This window comes from Actinomyces sp. SKVG-SVH-4(1), from assembly GCF_048514265.1.
In the GTDB taxonomy this organism is placed as follows: Bacteria; Actinomycetota; Actinomycetes; order Actinomycetales; family Actinomycetaceae; genus Actinomyces; species Actinomyces oris.
On sequence record NZ_JBGEVE010000003.1, the window covers coordinates 41215 to 61723 of the forward strand.

The following is a 20509-nucleotide window of genomic DNA, read 5'->3' on the forward strand; positions in this document are numbered from 1 at the left end:
CGGCTCGTCAGCCCACCAGGTCGGCCACGATCTGCAGGAGGTCCTGCAGGTGCCGGTTGGACAGGAACTCCCGGCGCACGGACTCGTGGGCGGCCAGCCCCATCTCCTGGGCCCGCTCGGGGAAGAGCAGCAGGTCGCGCACGGCTTCCGCCCAGGCGAGGCCGTCGGCCGGGTCTACCAGGACGCCGTCGACGCCGTCGTCGATCTGGTCGCGGATGCCGCCCACCGCGGAGGCGACCACCGGGGCCTTCTTCCACATCGCCTCGGCCACGGTCAGTCCGAAGGCCTCGATGAGGGAGCGCTGGGTGACGACCGAGCTGACTCGCTGGACGGCGTTGACGACGGTGGCGTTGACCTCCCGGTCCTCCATGCTCACTGCGGCCACGTGGATCCGCGAGGCGACCGATTCCGGCAGCACCGAGCAGCGCTCCACGATCTGGGCGAGGGTGGCCTGCGACTCGGAACCGTCCGGGGTCGGGCCGACCAGCAGCAGGTGGGCGTCCTCGGGCAGCACGGCGATGTTCTCGGCGAAGGCCTCCACCAGCTCCAGGCCGCCCTTGAGGCGGTCCCAGCGGTTGACCTGGGTGACGACCCGGGTGCCCAGGGGCACCGGGCCGCCGGCCAGGACCGGGTCGTCGGCCAGGCCGCGGAAGGCGTCGGCGCGCCCGTCGTGACGCATGAAGGGCACCGCCTCGAAGGGCGGCTCGCCGGCGAAGATCCCGGACAGGCGCGCCACCGACCAGGCCTCGTCCAGGTCCAGGACCCGGTTCTTGGGGGAGTCGGCGTCGATGGAGGGAGCCAGGACCGCGCAGCGCTCGGCCTCGATGTAGGGCGGGCGGTACTCGGGGCGGGAGACGATGACGAGGTCCACGTCCTCCAGGTAGCGGTCCAGGAAGGCCCAGGCGTAGTCGGCCGCCTCGCCCGCGCCCTCGGCCCCGGCGTGGCAGCGCCAGATGACCGTTGCGCCCGCCGCCTTGAGGGCCTTGGCCAGGCCCGCCGTGGGTGGGTCGTGAAGGATGACGACGTCGTCGGGGCGGACCTCCTCGACGATGTTCTCCGCGTTGGAGGCCAGGACGTGCTCGTAGATGTCGCGCTGCTTGTCCCCGAGCTTGCCGCCGTCGCCGTGGTCCCCGTGGATGCCGGCGTGCAGGCGGGCCGCGATCCGGGTGAACTCCTCGGGGGCATCCAGGGTCAGCCAGCGCACGTTGAGGCCGGCGCCCAGGGAGTAGCCCACGAGGGGGGCGACCGTCTCCGCAGGCCCCGAGCCGGCGGCTGCCGACGGCGTGACCGTCCACACGGTGCGCCCCTCCAGCAGGGCCTCGGCCCCGGTCAGGCTGGTGTGCAGTCGTTTGATGGCCACCTCGTCCAGGTGGCTCTCCAAGTGCGACAGGGGCAGCGGGGCGACGTCGATGTCTCTCATGCCATGATCTTCCCCCGAATTCTTGTGAGGCGCAGCACTTTGGGCTTGGGCGTGGCGTCTTGTTGCTGTTTCGGCATTCTTCTGGCTGGATTCCGCAGAGCGCCGATCGGGCTCGCGTGGAGTGCTCGGGGTGTGCGGGGCTCGGTCCCGCGCGGGTGGTGGTGTGAGGTTCCGCGGGCGTGGGTAGGCTTGGCCCGGCCGCACTCCCCCGTCAACCAGGAGCCCCCATGGCGTCCGAGCCCATGATCCCCGCCGCCCACCCCGACACCGTCGCCGACGCCGCCGCGACGCCCGACAGGGAGATGCCCTGGAAGGAGCTGGGCCTCAAGGCCGACGAGTACGAGTCCATCCGCGAGCTGCTGGGGCGCCGCCCCACCAACGCCGAGCTGGCCATGTACTCGGTCATGTGGTCCGAGCACTGCTCCTACAAGTCCTCCAAGATTCACCTGCGCCAGTTCGGCGCCAAGACCACCCCCGAGATGCGCGAGCACCTCCTGGTCGGGATGGGGGAGAACGCCGGCGTCGTCGATATCGGTGACGGCTGGGCCGTGACCTACAAGGTCGAGTCCCACAACCACCCCAGCTATGTCGAGCCCTACCAGGGGGCCGCCACCGGCGTGGGCGGCATCGTGCGCGACATCATCTCCATGGGCGCGCGGCCCGTGGCCGTCATGGACCAGCTGCGCTTCGGCGCCGTCGACCACCCCGACACCGCGCGCGTCGTCCACGGCGTCGTGGCCGGCGTGGGCACCTACGGCAACTCCCTGGGCCTGCCCAACATCGGCGGCGAGACCGAGTTCGACTCCTCCTACCAGGAGAACCCACTGGTCAACGCCTTGTGCGTGGGCGTGCTGCGCCACGAGGACATCCACCTGGCCAACGCCACCGGCGCCGGCAACAAGGTGGTGCTCTTCGGGGCCCGCACCGGCGGGGACGGCATCGGCGGGGCCTCCATCCTGGCCTCGGAGTCCTTCGAGGACGGCATGCCCGCCAAGCGCCCCAGCGTCCAGGTGGGCGACCCCTTCATGGAGAAGGTCCTCATCGAGTGCTGCCTGGACCTGTTCGGCGCCGGGCTCGTGCTCGGCATCCAGGACCTGGGCGCCGCCGGCATCTCCTGCGCCACCTCCGAGCTGGCCTCCAACGGCGACGGCGGCATGCACGTCGACCTGGAGAAGGTGCTCCTGCGCGACCCCACCCTGACCGCCGGGGAGATCCTCATGAGCGAGTCCCAGGAGCGCATGATGGCCGTCGTCGCGCCCGACAAGCTCGAGGAGTTCATGGCCGTCATCGACAAGTGGGACGTCGAGGCCGCCGTCATCGGGGAGGTCAACGGCTCGGGCCGGCTGACCATCGACCACTTCGGGGAGCGGATCGTCGACGTCGACCCGCGCACCGTGGCCCACGAGGGTCCCACCTACGAGCGCCCCTACGCCCGCCCCGCCTGGCAGGACGCGCTCAACGCCGACACCACCGAGCGCCTGGCCCGCCCCGAGTCCACCACCGAGCTGGCCGAGCAGGTGCGCGCCGTCGTCACCAGCCCCAACCAGGCCTCCACCGCCTGGGTGACCGACCAGTACGACCGCTTCGTGCGTGGCGACACCGCCCTGTGCCAGCCCGACGACGCCGGCGTCATCCGCGTCGATGAGGCCACCGGCCGCGGCGTGGCCATCTCCACCGACGCCAACGGCCGCTTCACCAAGCTCGACCCCGCCACCGGTGCCTCCCAGGCCCTGGCCGAGTCCTACCGCAACGTGTGCACCGTGGGCGCCCGGCCCCTGGCCGTCACCGACTGCCTCAACTTCGGCTCGCCGGAGGACCCCGACGCCATGTGGCAGCTCGTCGAGGCCATCACCGGCCTGGCCGACGCCTGCGCCGTCATGGGCGTGCCGGTCACTGGCGGCAACGTCTCCCTCTACAACTCCCACGGCAAGGTCAAGGGGCAGATCGACTCCTCGATCAACCCCACGCCCGTCGTCGGCGTCCTGGGCGTCATGGACGACGTGCGCCGAGCCAACCCCTCGGGCTGGCACGAGGAGGGCCTGGCCATCATGGCTCTGGGCACCACCGCCGACGAGCTCGACGGCTCGGCCTGGTCCCGTGTGGTCTACGACCACCTCGGTGGGCTGCCCCCGCGCGTCGACCTCGACGCGGAGATGGCGCTCGGGCGGGTGCTGCTGGCCCTGAGCGAGGCGGAGGGCCCCGGCGGCGAGCCGCTGGTGCGCGCCGCCCACGACTGCTCGACCGGCGGCCTCATCCAGACCCTCGTGGACTCCTGCCTGCGCTGCGGCGTCGGAGCCAGCGTGGACCTGACCGCCATCCAGGAGGAGGGCGTGGATGACTTCACCGCCCTGTTCTCCGAGTCCGGGGCCCGCGCGATCGTCGCCGTACGCGAGGAGCTCGTGCCCGCCGTCACCGCGGCCGCCGAGGCCGAGGACGTCGCCGTGGCGCGCCTGGGGACCACTGGCGGTGACCTGCTCGTCGTGGCCGGCAGTGACCTGCTCTCCGACGGCGGCGCCGGGCGCCCCCTCGTCCTGGACCTGGCCGAGCTCGGGGCCGACGTCGAGGGTGTCCTGCCGGCGCTGTTCTGAGTCGCACTCGCCGACGGGGACATTTCTCTACGGCCGGGGACGTTCCCGTGCGGCCGGGGACGTTCGACGCCGTCGGGGACCGGAATCCTGTCCCCGAACGCGCAGGATGGCCCCGCCTGGGGTCACACGCACCCGGCCGTGTGGAATGTCCCCGTCGGTCCGCCCTGCTGCGCCGGCGACGCGCCTCCTTACTGCGCCACCTCAGGTGTTGACGCGTGACGGTGGAGTGTCGCTGCGGAAACAAGCAGCACCACGGCCGGCAGGACGTTCACGAGGTAGATCCAGGCGCTCGGGCTGGACGCCTCTGCCGTGACGAGGCAACCGATGGTCAGTGAGACGGACAGGGAGATGCCGGCCAGTGCCACGCTGAGGACTGCCCCGCCCATCTTGTTGTCAGCCGCGACGACATAGAACGCGGTGATGAAGCCGATGACGGCCAGAATCAGGATGACGCCGTTCATCGTCCGCACGAGACTCACGAGATTGAGGCCAACATCGGGTGACGAGCTGTCCGTGAAACTCGGCGGCACGAGCGTGGAGGCGTCGAGGACGTGGTTGGACACGATGACGCTCACCACCTGGGCGCCCCAAGCGATGATGGTGATGATGGACTCGATGTCGGCTGATCGTGTGGGGCGTGGGAAGGGGGCTGCGGAAGATGTCATGGCTGGAGCCTGTCAATGCGCCCGCCGTGTATCAACCAGTGGGTAGCCTGGAGGCATGATCGATCATGCCTCTGTGAGTGTCAGTGATCCGGCGGCCTCGAAGGCCTTCTACGAGGCGGCCCTCGCGCCGCTGGGCTACCGCGTCGTCATGGAGTTCGGGCCCGTCACCGGACTGGCCGGGCCGACGCCCGGCGCGGAGGAGGACGCCCCGGTCCACGCGGACCTGTGGCTGGCCCCGGCGGAGAATCCGACGCCCTGCCATATCGCGCTGGCGGCGTCGTCGACGGCGCAGGTGGACGCCTTCCATGAGGCGGCCCTCGCGGCGGGAGGCACCGACAACGGAGGTCCCGGCGAGCGCCCGCACTACCACCCCGGCTACTACGGGGCCTTCGTCCTCGACCCCGACGGCAACAACCTCGAGGCCGTCTTCCACGGCGCCGGCGACTGAGCGTCGCCTGCCTGCCCCACCTCTGCTGCGTGAGCCCGCCGTCGGGGACATTTCTGTACGGCCGGGGACGTTCGACGCCGTCGGGGACGGGAATCCTGTCCCCGGACGCGCAGGATGCCCCCGCCCGGAGTGACGTGCACCCGGCCGCGTGGAATGTCCTCGTCAGTGTCGGTGGCAGGCCCGGAGATGGTGGAGAGGGGCGACGGTCTGAGAGATGTGGCGGAGGGGAGGCGGCTGTTCGCCAGGGAGATGACAGGGCTCGGCGGAGAGGTGGAGAGGGCCTGGAGGCCTGGGCACGGTGGGCAGATGATGACGCTGCGGTGAGGCGGCGGTGTTGGGCTCGCGCGGCGCCTGAATTGACATCGAGGTCGCCCCGGCGACAATTCCCGCCAATTCCCCGGGAGTCTCAGGAAGATATCGAAGCGGCGGGCGAGTCGGTCGAGGCAGGTAGTGCAACGCCCTCCCGCACCTGCCCGAACGGGGCGCGGTGGTGCGGAAGGCGGCCTCTCAGCGTGTCGCGCACTCGGCGTGGCGCCCTCTCAGCCCCGGATTTGCCAGATATCACTCAGGTAACTGCTCGCAATCGGCTCAAGATGCCGCAGATACCTCGCAGAGATCTCTAGACTTCAACCATGACTGTGCCTTCAGAGACCTCGACGACGATCGACCCTCGTGAGGTGTCACTGTATGCCGGCCACTTCGACGCGCTGTGGGGTGTGGCCTGGAGCCCGGACGGCACGCGGCTCCTGTCCGGATCGCACGACGGCACGGCCCGCGTCTGGGACGCGAACCGCGGCACCGAGTTGTTCGCGCTGGCCGGCCCCAGCCTGTCCATCAGCGCGGTGGCCTGGAGCCCCGATGGCACGCGGCTCCTCACTGCGGCGGAGGACCACAGCGTGCGTGTCTGGGACGCGACCACCGGCGCCGACCTGCTGACCCTGGGAGTCGGCGGCTCCGGCGTGGGCGGGGCGGTGGCCTGGAGCCCCGACTCCACCCGCATCCTCACCAGCTTCGACGACGCCTCGGCCCGCATCTGGGACGCCGCCAGCGGTCAGGTGGTACGCACCCTGTCGGGGCACACGGAGCACCTCACCGCGGTGTCGTGGAGCCCGGACGGGACCCGCGTGGCCACCGCCTCCGACGACGGCACCGCCCGCGTCTGGGACGTCACCACCGGTACCGAGCTGCTGCGCGTGGGCCCCATGGCCTTCGTGGGGCGCGGCGCCACCATGGGCCCCGACGGCAGGCCGACCCACGTCGGCCCGATCGAGCCGATGACCGGCCTGTCATGGAGCCCGGACTCGCGTCGCATCATCACCGCCTTCGACTCGGCCGAGCCCCGGGTCTGGGACGCCGCCACCGGCGAGGAGGTCCTCAGCCTCCACGGCCGCGAGCGCCACTGGGTCAGCGTCGTCTCCTGGAGCCCCGACGGCAGCCGCATCATCACCGACGACATCTCCGGCACCACCGCCCACATCTGGGACGCCGCCACCGGCGAGGAGCTGCTCAGCCTGCGCGGCCACCACCAGTGGGCCTGTGCCCTGGCCTGGAGCCCGGACTCGAGCCGCGTGGCCACCGGCTCGCACGATGACACCGTGCGCGTCTGGGACGCCGCCACCGGCCAGACCCAGCTCGTCCTGGGGGCCGGTAACTCCGTGGAGACCGTCTCCTGGAGCCCCGACGGCACCAGGCTCAGCATCGGCGCCAAGATCGGTGGCAACCGCGTCTGGGACGCCACCACCGGTCAGCCGCGCCTCACCGTCGACAACGGTGCCCGGGAGCTGAGCGAGGTCGTCTGGAGCCCGGACGGCACCCGCCTGGCCACCTCCTCCTACCTCTCGCCCCGCGTCCTCATCCTGGATGCCTCCACCGGCGACGTCGTCCAGGCCCTGACCGCCGGGGAGGACGACGTCAACGACATCGCCTGGAGCCCGGACAGCGAGCGCATCCTCACCGGACTGGGGGACGACCGCGCCGCGATCTGGGACGCCGCCCGCGGTGAGCGCCTCCTGACCCTCGAGGGCCACAGCGACATGATTACCTCGGTCGCCTGGAGCCCCAACGGCCAGCGCGCCCTGACCGGCTCCCAGGACGGGACGGCCCGCATCTGGGACGCCGCCACCGGCGAGGTCATCCACACCTACACCGGCAACTGGGTGCGCGACGTCGTGTGGACTCAAGGGGGCCCGCGTGTCGTCACCGGCAGCGCCGACGGCGCCGCCCACGTCTGGGACGTCATCACCTCCGGCGAGCTCGTGACGCTGCGCGACGCCGCCGCCATGGTCCGCTCCTACGCCTGGAGCCCCGACGGCACCAAGGTGCTGGCCGGCTTCGACGACGGCGTCGTGCGCGTGTGGGACGAGGTCTCCGGCAAGGTCGTCCTGTCCCTGGCCGGCCACCGTTTCGGCGTCACCGACGCGCAGTGGAGCCCCGACGGCACCAGGATTCTCACCGGCTCCGAGGACGGCACCGTGCGCCTGTGGGACGCCACCACCGGCGAGATGACCGGGCTGTTCCTGTGCTTCCTGCCCGACGGCGGGGTCGCCATCCTCGACGCTCCCTCCCTGAGTCTGCGCTCGGGCCCCGGGGAGGTTTGGGACTACCTCGGCCGCCCCGAGATCCTTGCCGGCCAGCTCACCCGCGTGGGCGTGGAGCGGCGCCAGTTCCTCAACCACGACCCGCTGCCCGAGGCCGTCGCGGAGCCGTCCCCGGCCGAGGCCGCTGACGAGGACCCGACGGCGCCCGAGCCGGTTGAGGAGCCCCAGGTTCCCGAGGAGTCTCCGGCTCCCGAGAACACCGAGCCCTCCGAGGCGCCGGAGGTCGACCCGCTCGCCGAGCCCGCCGTTGCCCCCTCCGTCTTCGCCGCACCCGCGCAGCAGGAGACCGAGCCGGCCCCGGCCCAGTCCGGTGCCGACGTCGAGCAGCCCGTCGCTTCCCAGTCCCCTGAGAACACTCCCGCCCAGGCCCCGGAGCCGTCGGCCCCTGCCGGCGAGCCCCTCATCGAGGAGGCTCCCGCCCAGGCGCAGGACCCGCAGGTCGAGGAGTCCGGCTCCACCGAGGCCGAGGACTCCGAGATCCCCGCACCGGCCCCCGCCCCCGAGGTGGTGGATCCGGCCGCAGCTCACCAGGCCCGGCACGCGGCTGAGACCGCTCACACGCCGGCCGAGGCCGCTGAGACCCCTGAGGCCCCCGATGCCCTCGGGCAGCCGGTCGCGCCGGCCGAGACCGAACCGGTCGCCGCGCCGACGGGGGAGACCCTTCTTGTCCAGCCCTTCCCCGTGGACCAGGGCCTCGTGGACGGTGAGGTGAGCGCCCCGGCCGTGACGCCGCCCGCGATGGTTGAGATGCCGCAGAGCCTGACCGCTCCCGAGGAGGAGGAGCAGCCCGTGCTGAGCACCTCCGAGGCCAGCCAGGAGGTCGACGCTGAGGCCGGTGCCGACGCGCTTGCCGTCCCGGCTCCCGTCACGGAGCCCGCCGACAACGCGCGCCGGGCCCGGCATGCCGCCGCCACGGCTCAGACCCCGGCCGATGCTGCCCCGGAGCACGTCGTCGAGGACGGCGCCGAAGCGGCCGTGCCTGCCGAGCCTGAGCTGGCTCTGCCGACCGAGGTGGCCCAGTCCTCCGGCACGGCCGAGTCCGCCTATGAGCCGGTGGCGATCCCCGCCGTCGAGCATGCCGGTGGTGAGCCTGTAGCCGCGCCCACCGGTGAGACTGTCGCCCCCGACCAGCTCGAGTTCTCCCTGACTCCGGCCGACGCCGCCGGCCACGAGAGCGATGAGGTCACCCTCGACCTCTCCGAGGAGGCCGGTGGGCCGGCGCCGAAGCAGGCCCCCGAGGTCGTTGCCCCAGTCGAGGCGACGGTGCCGCCCATCGCGGACACCGCTGAGACGGCGCGCGCCGGCGGGCCGATGGACGTCACCGACGTCGCCGAGGCTACCGATGTGGCCGACGCGGCGGCCCCCGAGGTGCCGGTGCCCTCCGGCGCTGAGGCCACCTCCGCGCCGACCGCCTCAACGCCTGAGGGCGAGCCCGAGGACCACGCGGTGCCAGAGGCCCAGGCTGAGCAGGCCCCCGCCGAGTATCCGCAGGGCCAGGAGAACTCGGACAGGCCGCTCGAGCCCGCGGAGACTGAGGTCGCCCAGACCGCGCAGGCCGAGGCTGCCGCCGAGGACCGGCCGAGCGCCGAGGAGGAACCAGTCGAGCCCACTGAGGCGGCCGAGCCGACTGAGCCGACCCCGGCGCCCTGGGGGAGCGCGGACCTGCGCCAGCGGATCTACACCGAGGTCCAGGAGTTCGTCGCCGCCATCGCGCGCCGTGACGTCAACGAGCTGGCGAGTCGCTACGGCATGGCCGGCAACGACCTGGCCGGCCTCGATGAGCAGCTGGCGGGCCTGTCGAGCCCCGCGTCGGACCTGACCCTCTACCCCCTTGAGCAGGCCGACGACTACGTGGACGGCCACCACCGCCTCGATCTCAGCGAGCTGGAGGGCGGCGGCGTCGTCATCAGCAGCGAGCTGTGGGCCCACGATCGGCCCTGCGGTGCGCGCCTCATCGCCCACTGGAACCCCATGGGGATCTACCCCTTCGACTTCCGCAACGTGAGCATGTGAGTCATCTCCCGCGCGCCTCCCCGGCGCCCGGCAGTTTCGAGTGCGCCCCCGACCGGCAGGTACGGGGGCGCACTCGCTTCTCGAGCGGTCCGAGGGAGACGGGGATCGCTCGGGAGCTCCCGCCGGGGGATAGGTGCTGGGGCTGTGAACCGCATAGACTTCCGGCCGTCAGTGTTATCCACCGAGAGGGGACGTCTGTGTCGACGGCGCAGTACCCGGCACGGGCCCGTGTCGCCGCCTGGGCAGTGCACATCTTGACCATGTCCGGACTGGTGTGGGCCAGCCTGGCCATGCTCGCCACCATCCACCCCCGCCGGGAGTTCACGTGGATGTGGGTCTGGCTGCTCGTCGCCCTCGTCGTCGACGGCGTTGACGGCACCCTGGCCCGGCGCGCCCGGGTCTCCGAGATCATCCCCTGGTTCGATGGCGGCATCGTTGACATCGTCGTCGACTACCTCACCTGGACCTTCATCCCGGCGGTCTTCATGTACGTGGCCCTGCCAATGGGCCCCAGGCCGCTGGCGGGCCTGCTCATGGCCCTCGTCCTGAGCTCGTCGATGTTCTGCTACGCCAACAAGCAGTGGAAGTCCACCGACTACTACTTCGTGGGCTTCCCGGCAGCCTGGAACATCGTGGCCCTCATGTTCTACGTGCTCCAGACCCCGGCGGTCTTCAACATCATCGTCACCCTCATCTTCGTGGTGCTGACCCTGGTGCCCACGCACTACGCGCACCCGGCCCGCGTCAAGCGCTTCCGCGCCCTCAACATCGGTGCGGTGGCCGTATGGTTCCTGGCCACCTGCTGGCTGGTGGCGATCTACCCCCACCGGCCGCTCAGCGCGGTCGCCGTCCTCATCGTCTCGGGCGGGTGGTTCCTGCTCGCCGGGGTGCTGCGCTCGATCCGCGGGGAGGAATCGACTGCGGCAGCGGCGTAGGCCGGACTAACCGTCCCCGGGGGCGCGCAGCCCCCGGGCGACCGCCACGTCACGCAGCCAGCGGCCGCCCTCCAGCAGGAAGGTGGCCAGCACCAGGCCGATGACCACCATGATGACCCAGCCGGGGTACTGGTTGCCGTGTCCGTCGTCGCCCGCCAGGAAGAAGTACACGTAGGGCGCCACGAAGGTGATGAGGGTGACGAGGAAGCCGGCGAAGCGGATGCGGCGCCGCTTGCCCGCCACCATGGCGATGATCCCCCAGGTGTAGGGCACTGCGGTGATGATGTCGATGGCCCACAGCACCCAGGGGTTGCCGCGGAAGCCGGGGGCGTAGACGGCCGGGAGCGCCCGCAGCGAGGAGTAGATGAACACCGTCGCGTAGGCCAGGAAGCGGGGGTTGTGCAGCAGACGGACGATGCCGGCGCGCGGCACCAGGTCCACCTTCGCCTCCTGCAGGGCGGCCAGGGTGTGCCGGGAGACGCGCAGCGGGTCCGTCCCCTCCAGCACAGTGCGCAGGTAGCGGATCTGCTCAGGCGTCCCGGTGGCCCACTCGTCCAGGAGACGGCGCGGGCTCACGGCGACGACGACGCTGCCCTCGCCCTGACCGGCACCGTCGGTCCGCGGTGTCTCGGCGCCGTCGGGTGTTTCTAGGGAGGCGATGTGGACGAGGTGCTCACCCAGGACGCTCCGCAGCAGCCCCAGCCGCTGCGTGGGAACCTCGCTCAGCCACAGGCGCTGCCCGTGCTCCACGGCCAGGGACAGGGCGTGCCCCAGGGCCCAGCCGCGCTCGTCGGGCGCCAGCAGCTCCTCGGGGGCGGATAGCTGGGCCAGTTCGGGCACCTCAGCGACGTTGAAGCGCGTCAGGTCGCCGACCCTGTCGACGGCCGCCACCGTCCGCAGGACCTCGGGGTCCAGGACATGGCGCCGGGTGACGGGAAGCTCCGTGACGGAGCGCAGAGCCATCAGGTCCATCACGGAGGAGCGGGAAGCGGGGGTGTGTTCGGGCATTGGGAAGAGCCTAAAGGAGTGGGTGCCCGTTGTGTGCATCCTGTGCATCCTGTGGACCGATACGGCTCACTCCTGGCCGGAAGAGAGCGGAGACCTGCCTCCCCTCGCCTCGTCGGTAGGGGCGCGGCCGGGACCGGGGCCCGTGGGGCAGCCGAGCGCCTAGGGTGAGTTCATGAGTACTCACGCCACCCCCTCAGAGCGGTCCAGCCGGCGCGGCGACCCGGGGTTGCTCGTCGTGGCCGGAGCGGGCCTCATCGGATCCCGCCTGGCGGACCTGGCCCGGGACAGCGGCTGGAGGATCCGGATCCTCCACCGCAGCGCAGCGGGTGGGGAACTGCGGGAGGGCATCGAGGTCGATGACTCCGGCAGGGAGCACGCCTGGTGGGCACCCGCCGAGCGCCTCCTGCCGCCCAGCGCCCTGGAGGGCGCCAGGGCCGTGGTCTGCCTGTCGGGCGCCCCGATTGCGCCGCGCCCCTGGACGCCGGCGCGCCGTCGCGAGCTGGCGGCCTCGCGCCTGTCCACCACCGCCCTCATCGCCCGTGTCGCCGCGGGCCTGCCCCCGGCCGGGCGACCCGAGGTCCTGCTGAGCGGATCGGCCTCCGGCTTCTACGGGGATCGGGGCGAGGAGATCCTCACCGAGGCCAGCGGCCCGGGTGAGGGATTCCTGTCCGAGCTGTGCCGGCGTTGGGAGTCCGTTGCGGGCCCGGCGGCGCAGGCCGGGCTGCGCACGGTCCAGTCCCGCACGGGCCTGGTGGTCAGCTCCTCGGGCGGGCTGGGCAGGATCCTCGGCGCCGCCTACCGGGTCGGGGCGGGGGCCCGGCTGGGCCGCGGTGACCAGTGGCAGCCGTGGATCGCCCTGGAGGATGCCGCGGCCGGGCTCCTGTGGGCCATCGAGCACGACGACGTCCACGGGCCGGTCAACCTGACCGCGCCCGAGCCGCTGCGCAATCGCGACCTCCACCGGCTGCTGTCGCGGGCCGGCGGCCCGCCCTCGGTGGCGGTGGTGCCCCAGTTCCTGCTGGACCGGGCGGGCAGGGCCGGGGCGGGTGGCAGTACCGGAAGCATCGGCGGGATGCTCGCCGAGCTGCTCGGTGCCTCCCAGCGAGCGGTCCCCCGGGCGCTGCTCGCCTCCGGCTTCCGCTTCACCGCGCCGGACGCGGCCTCGATCTGGGCACTGGGCACCTGAGGCCTGACCGGTGCCGGTCGATCCCGTGCACCCGCCCTCAGACGCGGGCCAGGACCTCACCGTGCACGACGACGAACCAGGCGTCCTCGCTGTCTCCCCACTGCCGCCACGCCTGGGCCATCGCCTCCAGGTCGGCCCCGTCCGCCAGTCCCAGCTCGACGGCCCGCGGACCGAAGGAGGTCAGGCACCGCTGCGCCCAGGTCTGCGACTGCCAGGCCCGATCGGCAGGCGTGGCGTAGCACCAGGTGGAGGCCGAGGCCGTCACGTCGGTGAAGCCCGCCGCCCGGGCCCAGGACAGTAGCCGGCTCCCGGCGTCGGGCTCGCCGCCGTTGGCCCGGGCGGTGGCCATGTAGACCGAGCGCCACTGCTCCATGCCCGCGGGCTCGGGGAACCAGGTCATGGCGGAGTAGACGGCGTCGCGCACGGCCACGATCCCGCCGGGGCGGGTGACGCGGCGCATCTCGGCCAGGGCGCCCACCGGGTCCGCGAGGTGCTGAAGAACCTGGTGGGCGTGGACGACGTCGAAGGAGGCGTCCTCGAAGGGCAGGGCCATGACGTCCCCGCTGGTCACCTCCACCTGCTCGGACAGCCCCCGGTCGCGAAGCGTCGCCCGAGCCGCCTCCAGGGCGCCGGCCGCGGCATCGAGGGCCACGACCCGCCCCGGGGCGACGCGCTCAGCGAGATCCGCGGTGATGGACGCCGGCCCGCAGCCGACGTCGAGCAGGTCCATTCCCGTACGCAGGTGGGCAAGCAGGTAGGCGGCCGAGTCCGCCGCGCCGCGCCGCGAGTGCGCGTTGAGCACCGCCGCACTGTGACCGTGGGTGTAGCGGGCCGTCTCGACGGAACCGTCTGAAAGCTGTTCACTACTCATGTCTCCAGATCCTCCAGGAATGTGATCTGTGTTGCGCAAACGTCCGGAATGCGGCCTTTGCGACGGCTATGTTTCCTCCGGATCGCGAGATGTTTCGTCTCAGTGAACGTCTCGGTGGAAGTCTTCTCGCGGCGCCGCGGCGACCAGCCAGGTGCTGAGCTTATTCCGCTAGGCGAAGGAGTCCCCCATGCAGGACGTTGTCGAAAAGGTCTATGAGCAGGTTGTGGCTCGCAACCGTGGAGAGGTCGAGTTCCATCAGGCCGTCCACGAGGTGCTCGAGTCCCTCGATCCCGTCATCGCCAAGCACCCCCACTACGCCGAGGGCGCCCTCCTGGAGCGCATCGTCGAGCCCGAGCGCCAGATCATGTTCCGGGTTCCCTGGGTCGACGACGCCGGCCAGGTCCACGTCAACCGCGGCTTCCGCATCGAGTTCAACTCCGCGCTGGGCCCCTACAAGGGCGGCCTGCGCTTCCACCCCTCGGTCAACGCCGGCATCATCAAGTTCCTCGGCTTCGAGCAGATCTTCAAGAACGCCCTGACCGCCCAGGGCATCGGCGGCGGCAAGGGCGGCTCCGACTTCGACCCGCACGGCCGCTCCGACGCCGAGGTCATGCGCTTCTGCCAGTCCTTCATGACCGAGCTGGCCCGCCACATCGGCCCCTCCACCGACGTGCCCGCCGGCGACATCGGCGTGGGCGGCCGCGAGATCGGCTACATGTTCGGCCAGTACAAGCGCCTGCGGAACTCCTACGACGCCGGCGTTCTCACCGGTAAGGGCCTGGCCTGGGGCGGCTCCCTCGTGCGCACCGAGGCCACCGGCTACGGCACCGTGCTCTTCGCCCAGTCCATGCTCGCCACCAAGGGTGAGTCCCTCGAGGGCAAGAAGGTCCTCGTCTCCGGTGCCGGGAACGTGGCGATCTACGCCATCGAGAAGGCCCAGCAGCTCGGTGCCACCCCCATCACCTTCTCCGACTCCTCCGGCTACGTCGTCGACGAGGCCGGGGTGGACCTCGAGCTGCTCAAGCAGGTCAAGGAGGTCGAGCGCGGCCGCGTGGCCGACTACGTCGAGCGTCGCCCCGGTGCCCGCCTCGTGACCGGCGGCTCCGTGTGGGACGTCCCCGGCGACGTCGCCCTGCCCTGCGCCACCCAGAACGAGCTCGACGGCGACGCCGCGAACACCCTGCTGCGGGGCGGCTGCGGCGTGGTCTCCGAGGGCGCCAACATGCCCTCCACCCCGGAGGCCGTCGAGGCCTTCCAGAAGGCCGGCATCCTCTTCGGCCCCGGTAAGGCCGCCAACGCCGGTGGCGTGGCGACCTCCGCCCTCGAGATGGAGCAGAACGCCGGCCGCACCCGCTGGGACTTCGCCACCGCCGAGGCCAAGCTGACCGGCATCATGGCCGACATTCACGACTCCTGCGTCGCCGCGGCCGAGGAGTACGGCCGCCCCGGCGACTACGTGCTCGGCGCCAACGCGGCCGGTTTCACCCGCGTTGCCGACGTCATGATCGCCCACGGCATCGTCTGATACCTGGCTGATCCGGGCTCGCGCCCACAGCGACGGCGTCCGTCGCCTCTGAGAACGAGGCGGCGGACGCCGTCGTTGTCGCGTGGGACGGGGCGTGGGCATGGGAGGGGAGTGGGATCGACGCTCATGGCAACCATTCGCGCGGCTCGTTCCTCGCCTCGCTCCCGCTGTGGAGGCATGGCCCGACGGCGTGGACGGGCACCCGGGGGAGGCGGGTACGAGCGCCGTCTGATGAATGTCAGTGAGTGCCACGAAAAATAATGCCCCGTATCGCAGGGGCGCATACGGTGACCCATGTTCCTCTCCTCACCTTCTCCCGGGTCACCATCCCTCCGCCTGACAAGGAACGACATGCGACTGCGCCCCACGCGGGCCGTCAGGGTCAGCGCCGTCCTGTGTGCGCTGACTCTGACAGCCCTCAGTCCCTTCCCGCTCAACCCTCCTGCCGGTGCTGACGAGGCGGCCGCCCCGGCCGACTCTCCGGCCGCCGGCGCCACCACCATCGACCTGCTGGGCATCACCGACCTGCACGGCCACATCTCCCGAACCACTCAGACGGACAGCACCACCGGACAGACATCCGTTGAGGACCCCGGTGCTGTCACGCTGGCCTGCGAGGTCTCCGCCGCCCGCGCCGCCAACCCCAACACGCTGTTCGTCTCCGCCGGAGACTCCGTGGGCGGATCGGCCTACGTCTCCTCCATCCTCCAGGACCGCCCCACCATGGAGGCGCTCAACGCGATGTCCCTGGATGTCTCCGCCCTGGGCAACCACGAGCTCGACCAGGGCCTGACCGACCTGGAGACCCGCATCCTGCCCGCGTCGAACTTCCCGATCCTGGCCGCCAACGTCTCCGGCTCGACTCCCTTGAGCGCCGAGGGCGGCGGCAAGGGGACCTTCATCAAGGAGGTCGGCGGTGTGCGCGTCGGCTTCGTCGGCGTCGTCACCGATGAGCTTCCCACCCTCGTGTCACCCTCTGCCCTGTCCACCCTCACTCTGAGCCCAGCGGTCGCCGCCGCCAACGCCCGTGCCGCCGACCTCAAGGACGGCGACCCGGCCAACGGTGAGGCCGACGTCGTCGTCGTGCTCAGCCATGAGGACGCGGCCTCCACGGCCACGAGCTTCTCCAAGAACGTCGACGCCGTCTTCTCCGGGCACACCCACGTGCCCTTCGCCAAGACCGTCACCGGCGCCGAGGGCAACCAGATCGCCGTCGTCCAGGCCGACCACTACGGCTGGGCGCTGGGACGCATCCGCCTGAGCTATGACCCCGCCAGCCGGAAGACCTCAGTGGTCAGTGCTGACAACGAGGACCTGCGCAGCTCGAGCTGCACCACCGATGCCTACGGCGTCGCCGGAATCGTGTCCCAGGCGGAGAAGGACTCCGCCGCCGAGGGCGGCAAGCCGCTGGCCAAGATCGGCTCGGACTTCCTGCGCGGCTCGGACGGCTCCGGCCCCGGCGCCAACCGCGGCACTGAATCCACTGCCTCCAACCTCATCGCTGAGTCCTTCCGCAGCTGGGTCGCCTCCGACATCCAGCCGACCGGCTCCACCCGCTATGTGGGCATCATGAACCCCGGTGGCGTGCGCGCCGACCTGCTCTACGCCGCCTCCGGCTCGGAGGGCGATGGGGTCCTGACCTCGGGGGAGGCCTACACCGTCCAGCCCTTCGGCAACGAGATGGCCTACACGACCCTCACCGGCGCCGAGCTCAAGGCTCTGCTGTCCCAGCAATGGCAGCCCGGCTCCAGCCGCCCCGTGCTCACCCTGGGGCTGTCCAGGAACGTCGACGTCCTCACCGAGGCCACCACCGATCCCGCATACGGGGGCGAGCCCGGAGCTGCCCCCGCGATCCGCGAGATCCTCGTCGACGGCAAGCCGCTGGCCGACGGCGACAGCGTCGTCGTCGCCTCCAACTCCTTCCTGCTGGCAGGAGGCGACGGCTACACCGTCCTGAAGGACAAGCCCGCGACCAACACCGGCGTCCTCGACCGCGACGTCACCTCCGCCTACCTGGCCTCCTTCGGCGACAAGCCCGTCACAGCCGACTACTCCAAGCGGCAGACCGCGATGACTGTGGGGCCCGTGTACATCAGCTCAGGTGGCGCGCGCAGCACCGACACGGTCTCCGTGACCCTGGACTCCCTGGCCTACACCAACCCCACCGAGCAGGCCGCCGGCGCCCGGCGCGTGCGCGTCAGCGCGGGGGATCAGGAGATCCTGACCAAGGACCTCGACCTCACCGTCAACCCCACCGGCCCGACCACCGGGCGGGTCGACTTCAACCTCACCTTCCCGGCCGACGCCCCCACGCGCGCCTGCCGCACGGTCCAGGCCACCACCTGCCGCTGGGCCTCAGTCGAGACCCTCGACGCCGCAGGCACGGTTCTCAATCGCTTCTCGGTCGAGATCGAGGATGAGGATGCGGCTGACCCTGGAGCGGACTCGGGAGACAGCACGGCGACGGGCGCTGACGCTGCGGCGGACGGGGCCGGCGGCAAGGCGGCATCCACCCCACAGGGCGGCCCTGGTGCTGGTGAGACCTCTGTGGGCGGCGGCACCGAGCCGTCTGCGGGGAGCGGCGCGCAGCCCGCAGCCACCGCCACTCCGACCGCGTCCGGAGCGCCCGCCCAGGCGGCCGGAGCCGAGCGTCCGAACCAGGCGGCCGGCGATAGTCCTCTGGCCCGCACCGGCGCCTCACTCGGTGCGGGGGTACTCGCCCTCGCCCTGCTCGTCGTCGGCGGCTACCTCATCCTGCGCCGCAGACGGCAGGTCGCCTGACGCTGCCTGACGCCGGCTGACTCGGCTGATGCCGGCTGGGTCAGGCTGACGCAGACCGCTCCAGGCTGACCCGCAGCGACACGCGGATCGAGACTCGTGCCCGCCTCCCCACTCGGGGGGGCGGGCACGAGTGCTGTCTGCGGGGCGTCGACGACGGGGCGTCACCGGGGATGGTTCGGGCGGCCCGGGCGGCCGGGGTTGTGGGGACTGCGGTTCGCGCCGAGGACGTACTTTCCGGTCGGGGACTGCGTTCTCCTCCAGGCTACTGGGATCTCACCGTCGTCTTTTGGGGGAGAACGCAGTCCTGGGCGCAGAAGGACGTCCTCGATAGGGCGGTGGTGCCCGTCGGGCGGACCCTGTTCTCAAAACAACCTATAGATTGTATTGTGGATCACAAAGGGGTAGACGTGAATGTTTGAACGGGCATACTCTTACGTCTGTTCAGACATTCAGGGTCGAGTGGATGCCCGAACGGGCGTACTGGTTGACGGCACGGACCTTCCAGGAGGTGAACATGCGCATTGAGGACAGGCACCGCCAGATCGTGGAGCAGGTGCGCGGTGCGGGGCGGGTTCTCGTCACCGAGCTCGCCGAGCACTTCGACGTCACCCCTGAGACGATCCGCCGCGACCTGACCGCCCTGGACCGCAGCGGCGTCTTGCGCAAGGTCCACGGCGGTGCCATCCCCGCCCCCGCCCTGCCGGAGACCGGCGTGACCCAGCGCGAGCAGGTCAACCCCACCGCCAAGCAGGCCATCGCCCGAGCCGCCCTGGCGCGGCTCGCACCGAAGCCCGGCACCACCCTCCTCATCGACGCCGGAACCACCACCGGATCGCTCGCCCGCCTCCTGCCGGGCGACACCGACCTGACCGTCATCACCAACTCCGTCCTGACCGCCGCCTGCCTGGCCGCCGCCGGACGCACCCGGGTGCGGATCCTCGGCGGCCAGCTACGCGGACTGACCCAGGCCGCCGTCGGCCCCGAAGCCGTCGAGGCCCTGTCCACCCTGAGGGTCGATGTCGCCGTCCTGGGAGCCAACGGCCTGAGCGCAGCCCACGGACTGTCCACGCCCGACCCCGACGAAGCCACCGTCAAACGCGCCATGGTGCGCAGCGCCCGCCAGGTGGTGGCCCTGGTCGACTCCACCAAGATCGGCCAGGAGCACCTGGTCTCCTTCGCCTCCCTCGACGACGTCGACCTCCTGGTCACCGACGTCGAGCTCCCGTCCGCACTCATCGACCAGCTCACCGCCACCGAAACCGAGGTACTTGTCGCATGATCCTGACCCTCACACCCAACCCGTCCCTCGACCGCACCGTCTCCCTGCCCGGACCCCTCCAGCGCGGCGCCGTCCAGCGCCTGACCGGCGTCGTCATGGAACCGGGAGGCAAGGGCGTCAACGTCGCCCGCGTCCTGTCCAACGCCGGGCGCGCCGCCACCGCCGTCCTGCCCGCCGCCGAGAACGACCCCATCCTCACCGCCCTGGGCGCCCTCGAGCTGCCCGGCCTCACCGTGCGATCCGTGCCCGTGGCCGGACCCGCCCGCATCAACACCGCCGTCACCGAGCCCGACGGCACCACCACCAAGCTCAACGAGCTGGGGGCGGGCCTGAGCGAGGAGGAGATCGACGCCGTCGAACAGGCCCTCCTGGAGACCCTCACCCTCACGGGGGTGTCGGCCGAAGCCGACACCCACCACTGGGCGGTCCTGTCCGGCTCCCTGCCGCCGGGTGCGCCGGCCAGGTGGTACGCCCGCCTCGTGGGGCTCCTGCGGGAGGCCGCTCCGGGGCTGCGCATCGCCGTCGACACCTCCGACGAGCCCCTGGCGGCCCTGGCCGCCGAGCTGCCCGCATCGGCCCCCGACCTCATCAAGCCCAACGGTGAGGAGCTCGGTCAGCTCGCCGGCCTGCCCGCCGAGCGCGCCATGGCCCTCGAGGAGGGTGCCGTCCAGGGGAACTACGGTCCCGTCGTCGACGCCGCCCGCCTCCTGGTGGGCCTGGGGCTCGGCGCCGTCATGGTGACCCTCGGCCCCGCCGGCGCCGTCCTGGTGACCGCCGACGGCGCCTGGCACGCCACCGCCCCCGAGGTCCCGGTGGTCTCCACCGTCGGCGCCGGGGACTCCTCAGTGGCCGGCTACATCCTGGCCGACGTCAACGGCGGCGACGAGGCCGAGCGCCTGCGCACCGCCATGGCCTACGGCTCGGCCGCCGCCTCCCTGCCCGGAACCACCCTGCCCACGCCCGCTGACCTGCCCGAGCAGGCGGCCGTCGTCACCCGGCTCTCCTGAGTTGGGGCACCCGCAGGCGCCGGGGCCGCGGACCCGCGAGCCCGCGGCCCCCGCATGCGCCGGCGGCTGCAGGCTGCGGCTACCGGCCGCCGAACCGGCTCCGCCACTGACCGTCCACTGACCTGTTCACCACCCGCCCGCCGATCCTCCGCATCACCATCACCGACCGCATGACCGCCGCCCACC

13 protein-coding genes are annotated in these 20509 nt (G+C 71.7%); 9 read left to right on the forward strand and 4 right to left on the reverse strand.

From position 1 onward, the window contains the following. Window positions 1-7: 7 nt before the first annotated feature. A complete protein-coding gene (locus AB7V09_RS03570) occupies window positions 8-1420 on the reverse strand; it encodes a glycosyltransferase (protein WP_075413986.1) in 1413 nt (470 codons plus the stop codon). Between the two features lie 227 nt (window positions 1421-1647). Here AB7V09_RS03570 and purL point away from each other — a divergent pair, with 227 nt between their 5' ends. Next, window positions 1648-4008 carry a phosphoribosylformylglycinamidine synthase subunit PurL gene (gene purL, locus AB7V09_RS03575; RefSeq protein WP_419142941.1) on the forward strand — a complete coding sequence of 787 codons (2361 nt, stop codon included), beginning with the start codon at window positions 1648-1650 and terminating at the stop codon, window positions 4006-4008. A 188-nt stretch (window positions 4009-4196) separates the two neighbouring features. Here purL and AB7V09_RS03580 read toward each other — a convergent pair whose 3' ends face one another. Next, entirely contained in the window at window positions 4197-4673 is a 477-nt protein-coding gene (locus tag AB7V09_RS03580) for a hypothetical protein (protein ID WP_419142942.1), read from the reverse strand. 55 nt (window positions 4674-4728) lie between these two features. On the opposite strand from AB7V09_RS03580, the gene AB7V09_RS03585 reads away from it, so the two are divergent. From AB7V09_RS03585 to AB7V09_RS03595, 3 genes are all read left to right on the forward strand, one after another. Further along, window positions 4729-5121 carry a VOC family protein gene (locus AB7V09_RS03585; RefSeq protein WP_419142943.1) on the forward strand — a complete coding sequence of 131 codons (393 nt, stop codon included), beginning with the start codon at window positions 4729-4731 and terminating at the stop codon, window positions 5119-5121. A gap of 632 nt (window positions 5122-5753) precedes the next feature. Then, window positions 5754-9731: an eIF2A-related protein gene (locus tag AB7V09_RS03590; protein ID WP_419142944.1), complete on the forward strand. Its 3978-nt coding sequence runs from the start codon at window positions 5754-5756 to the stop codon at window positions 9729-9731. A 197-nt stretch (window positions 9732-9928) separates the two neighbouring features. Beyond that, window positions 9929-10666, forward strand: coding sequence for a CDP-alcohol phosphatidyltransferase family protein (locus AB7V09_RS03595; RefSeq protein WP_003787666.1), 738 nt, complete (start codon window positions 9929-9931; stop codon window positions 10664-10666). A 6-nt stretch (window positions 10667-10672) separates the two neighbouring features. Here the strand turns inward: AB7V09_RS03595 and AB7V09_RS03600 are convergent, their stop codons facing one another. After that, window positions 10673-11674, reverse strand: coding sequence for a hypothetical protein (locus tag AB7V09_RS03600; protein ID WP_419142945.1), 1002 nt, complete (start codon window positions 11672-11674; stop codon window positions 10673-10675). A 172-nt stretch (window positions 11675-11846) separates the two neighbouring features. Here AB7V09_RS03600 and AB7V09_RS03605 point away from each other — a divergent pair, with 172 nt between their 5' ends. Beyond that, window positions 11847-12860, forward strand: coding sequence for a TIGR01777 family oxidoreductase (locus AB7V09_RS03605; RefSeq protein ID WP_419142946.1), 1014 nt, complete (start codon window positions 11847-11849; stop codon window positions 12858-12860). A gap of 37 nt (window positions 12861-12897) precedes the next feature. Here the strand turns inward: AB7V09_RS03605 and AB7V09_RS03610 are convergent, their stop codons facing one another. Further along, entirely contained in the window at window positions 12898-13731 is an 834-nt protein-coding gene (locus AB7V09_RS03610; protein WP_419142947.1) for a class I SAM-dependent methyltransferase, read from the reverse strand. A 187-nt stretch (window positions 13732-13918) separates the two neighbouring features. On the opposite strand from AB7V09_RS03610, the gene gdhA reads away from it, so the two are divergent. The 4 genes from gdhA (at window position 13919) to AB7V09_RS03630 (ending at window position 20323) form a co-directional block, all read left to right on the forward strand. Then, window positions 13919-15256: an NADP-specific glutamate dehydrogenase gene (gene gdhA / locus AB7V09_RS03615; protein ID WP_009405620.1), complete on the forward strand. Its 1338-nt coding sequence runs from the start codon at window positions 13919-13921 to the stop codon at window positions 15254-15256. Window positions 15257-15607: 351 nt separating this feature from the next. Further along, the gene (locus tag AB7V09_RS03620; RefSeq protein ID WP_419142948.1) at window positions 15608-18037 is read left to right on the forward strand and encodes a 5'-nucleotidase C-terminal domain-containing protein; all 2430 of its coding nucleotides are present in this window, start codon (window positions 15608-15610) and stop codon (window positions 18035-18037) included. 514 nt (window positions 18038-18551) lie between these two features. Beyond that, on the forward strand, window positions 18552-19316 hold the full coding sequence (locus AB7V09_RS03625; protein ID WP_314919958.1) for a DeoR/GlpR family DNA-binding transcription regulator: 765 nt from the start codon (window positions 18552-18554) through the stop codon (window positions 19314-19316). After that, window positions 19313-20323, forward strand: coding sequence for a 1-phosphofructokinase family hexose kinase (locus AB7V09_RS03630; protein WP_419142949.1), 1011 nt, complete (start codon window positions 19313-19315; stop codon window positions 20321-20323). Before AB7V09_RS03625 ends, AB7V09_RS03630 begins: the two co-directional genes overlap by 4 nt. Window positions 20324-20509 lie beyond the last annotated feature (186 nt).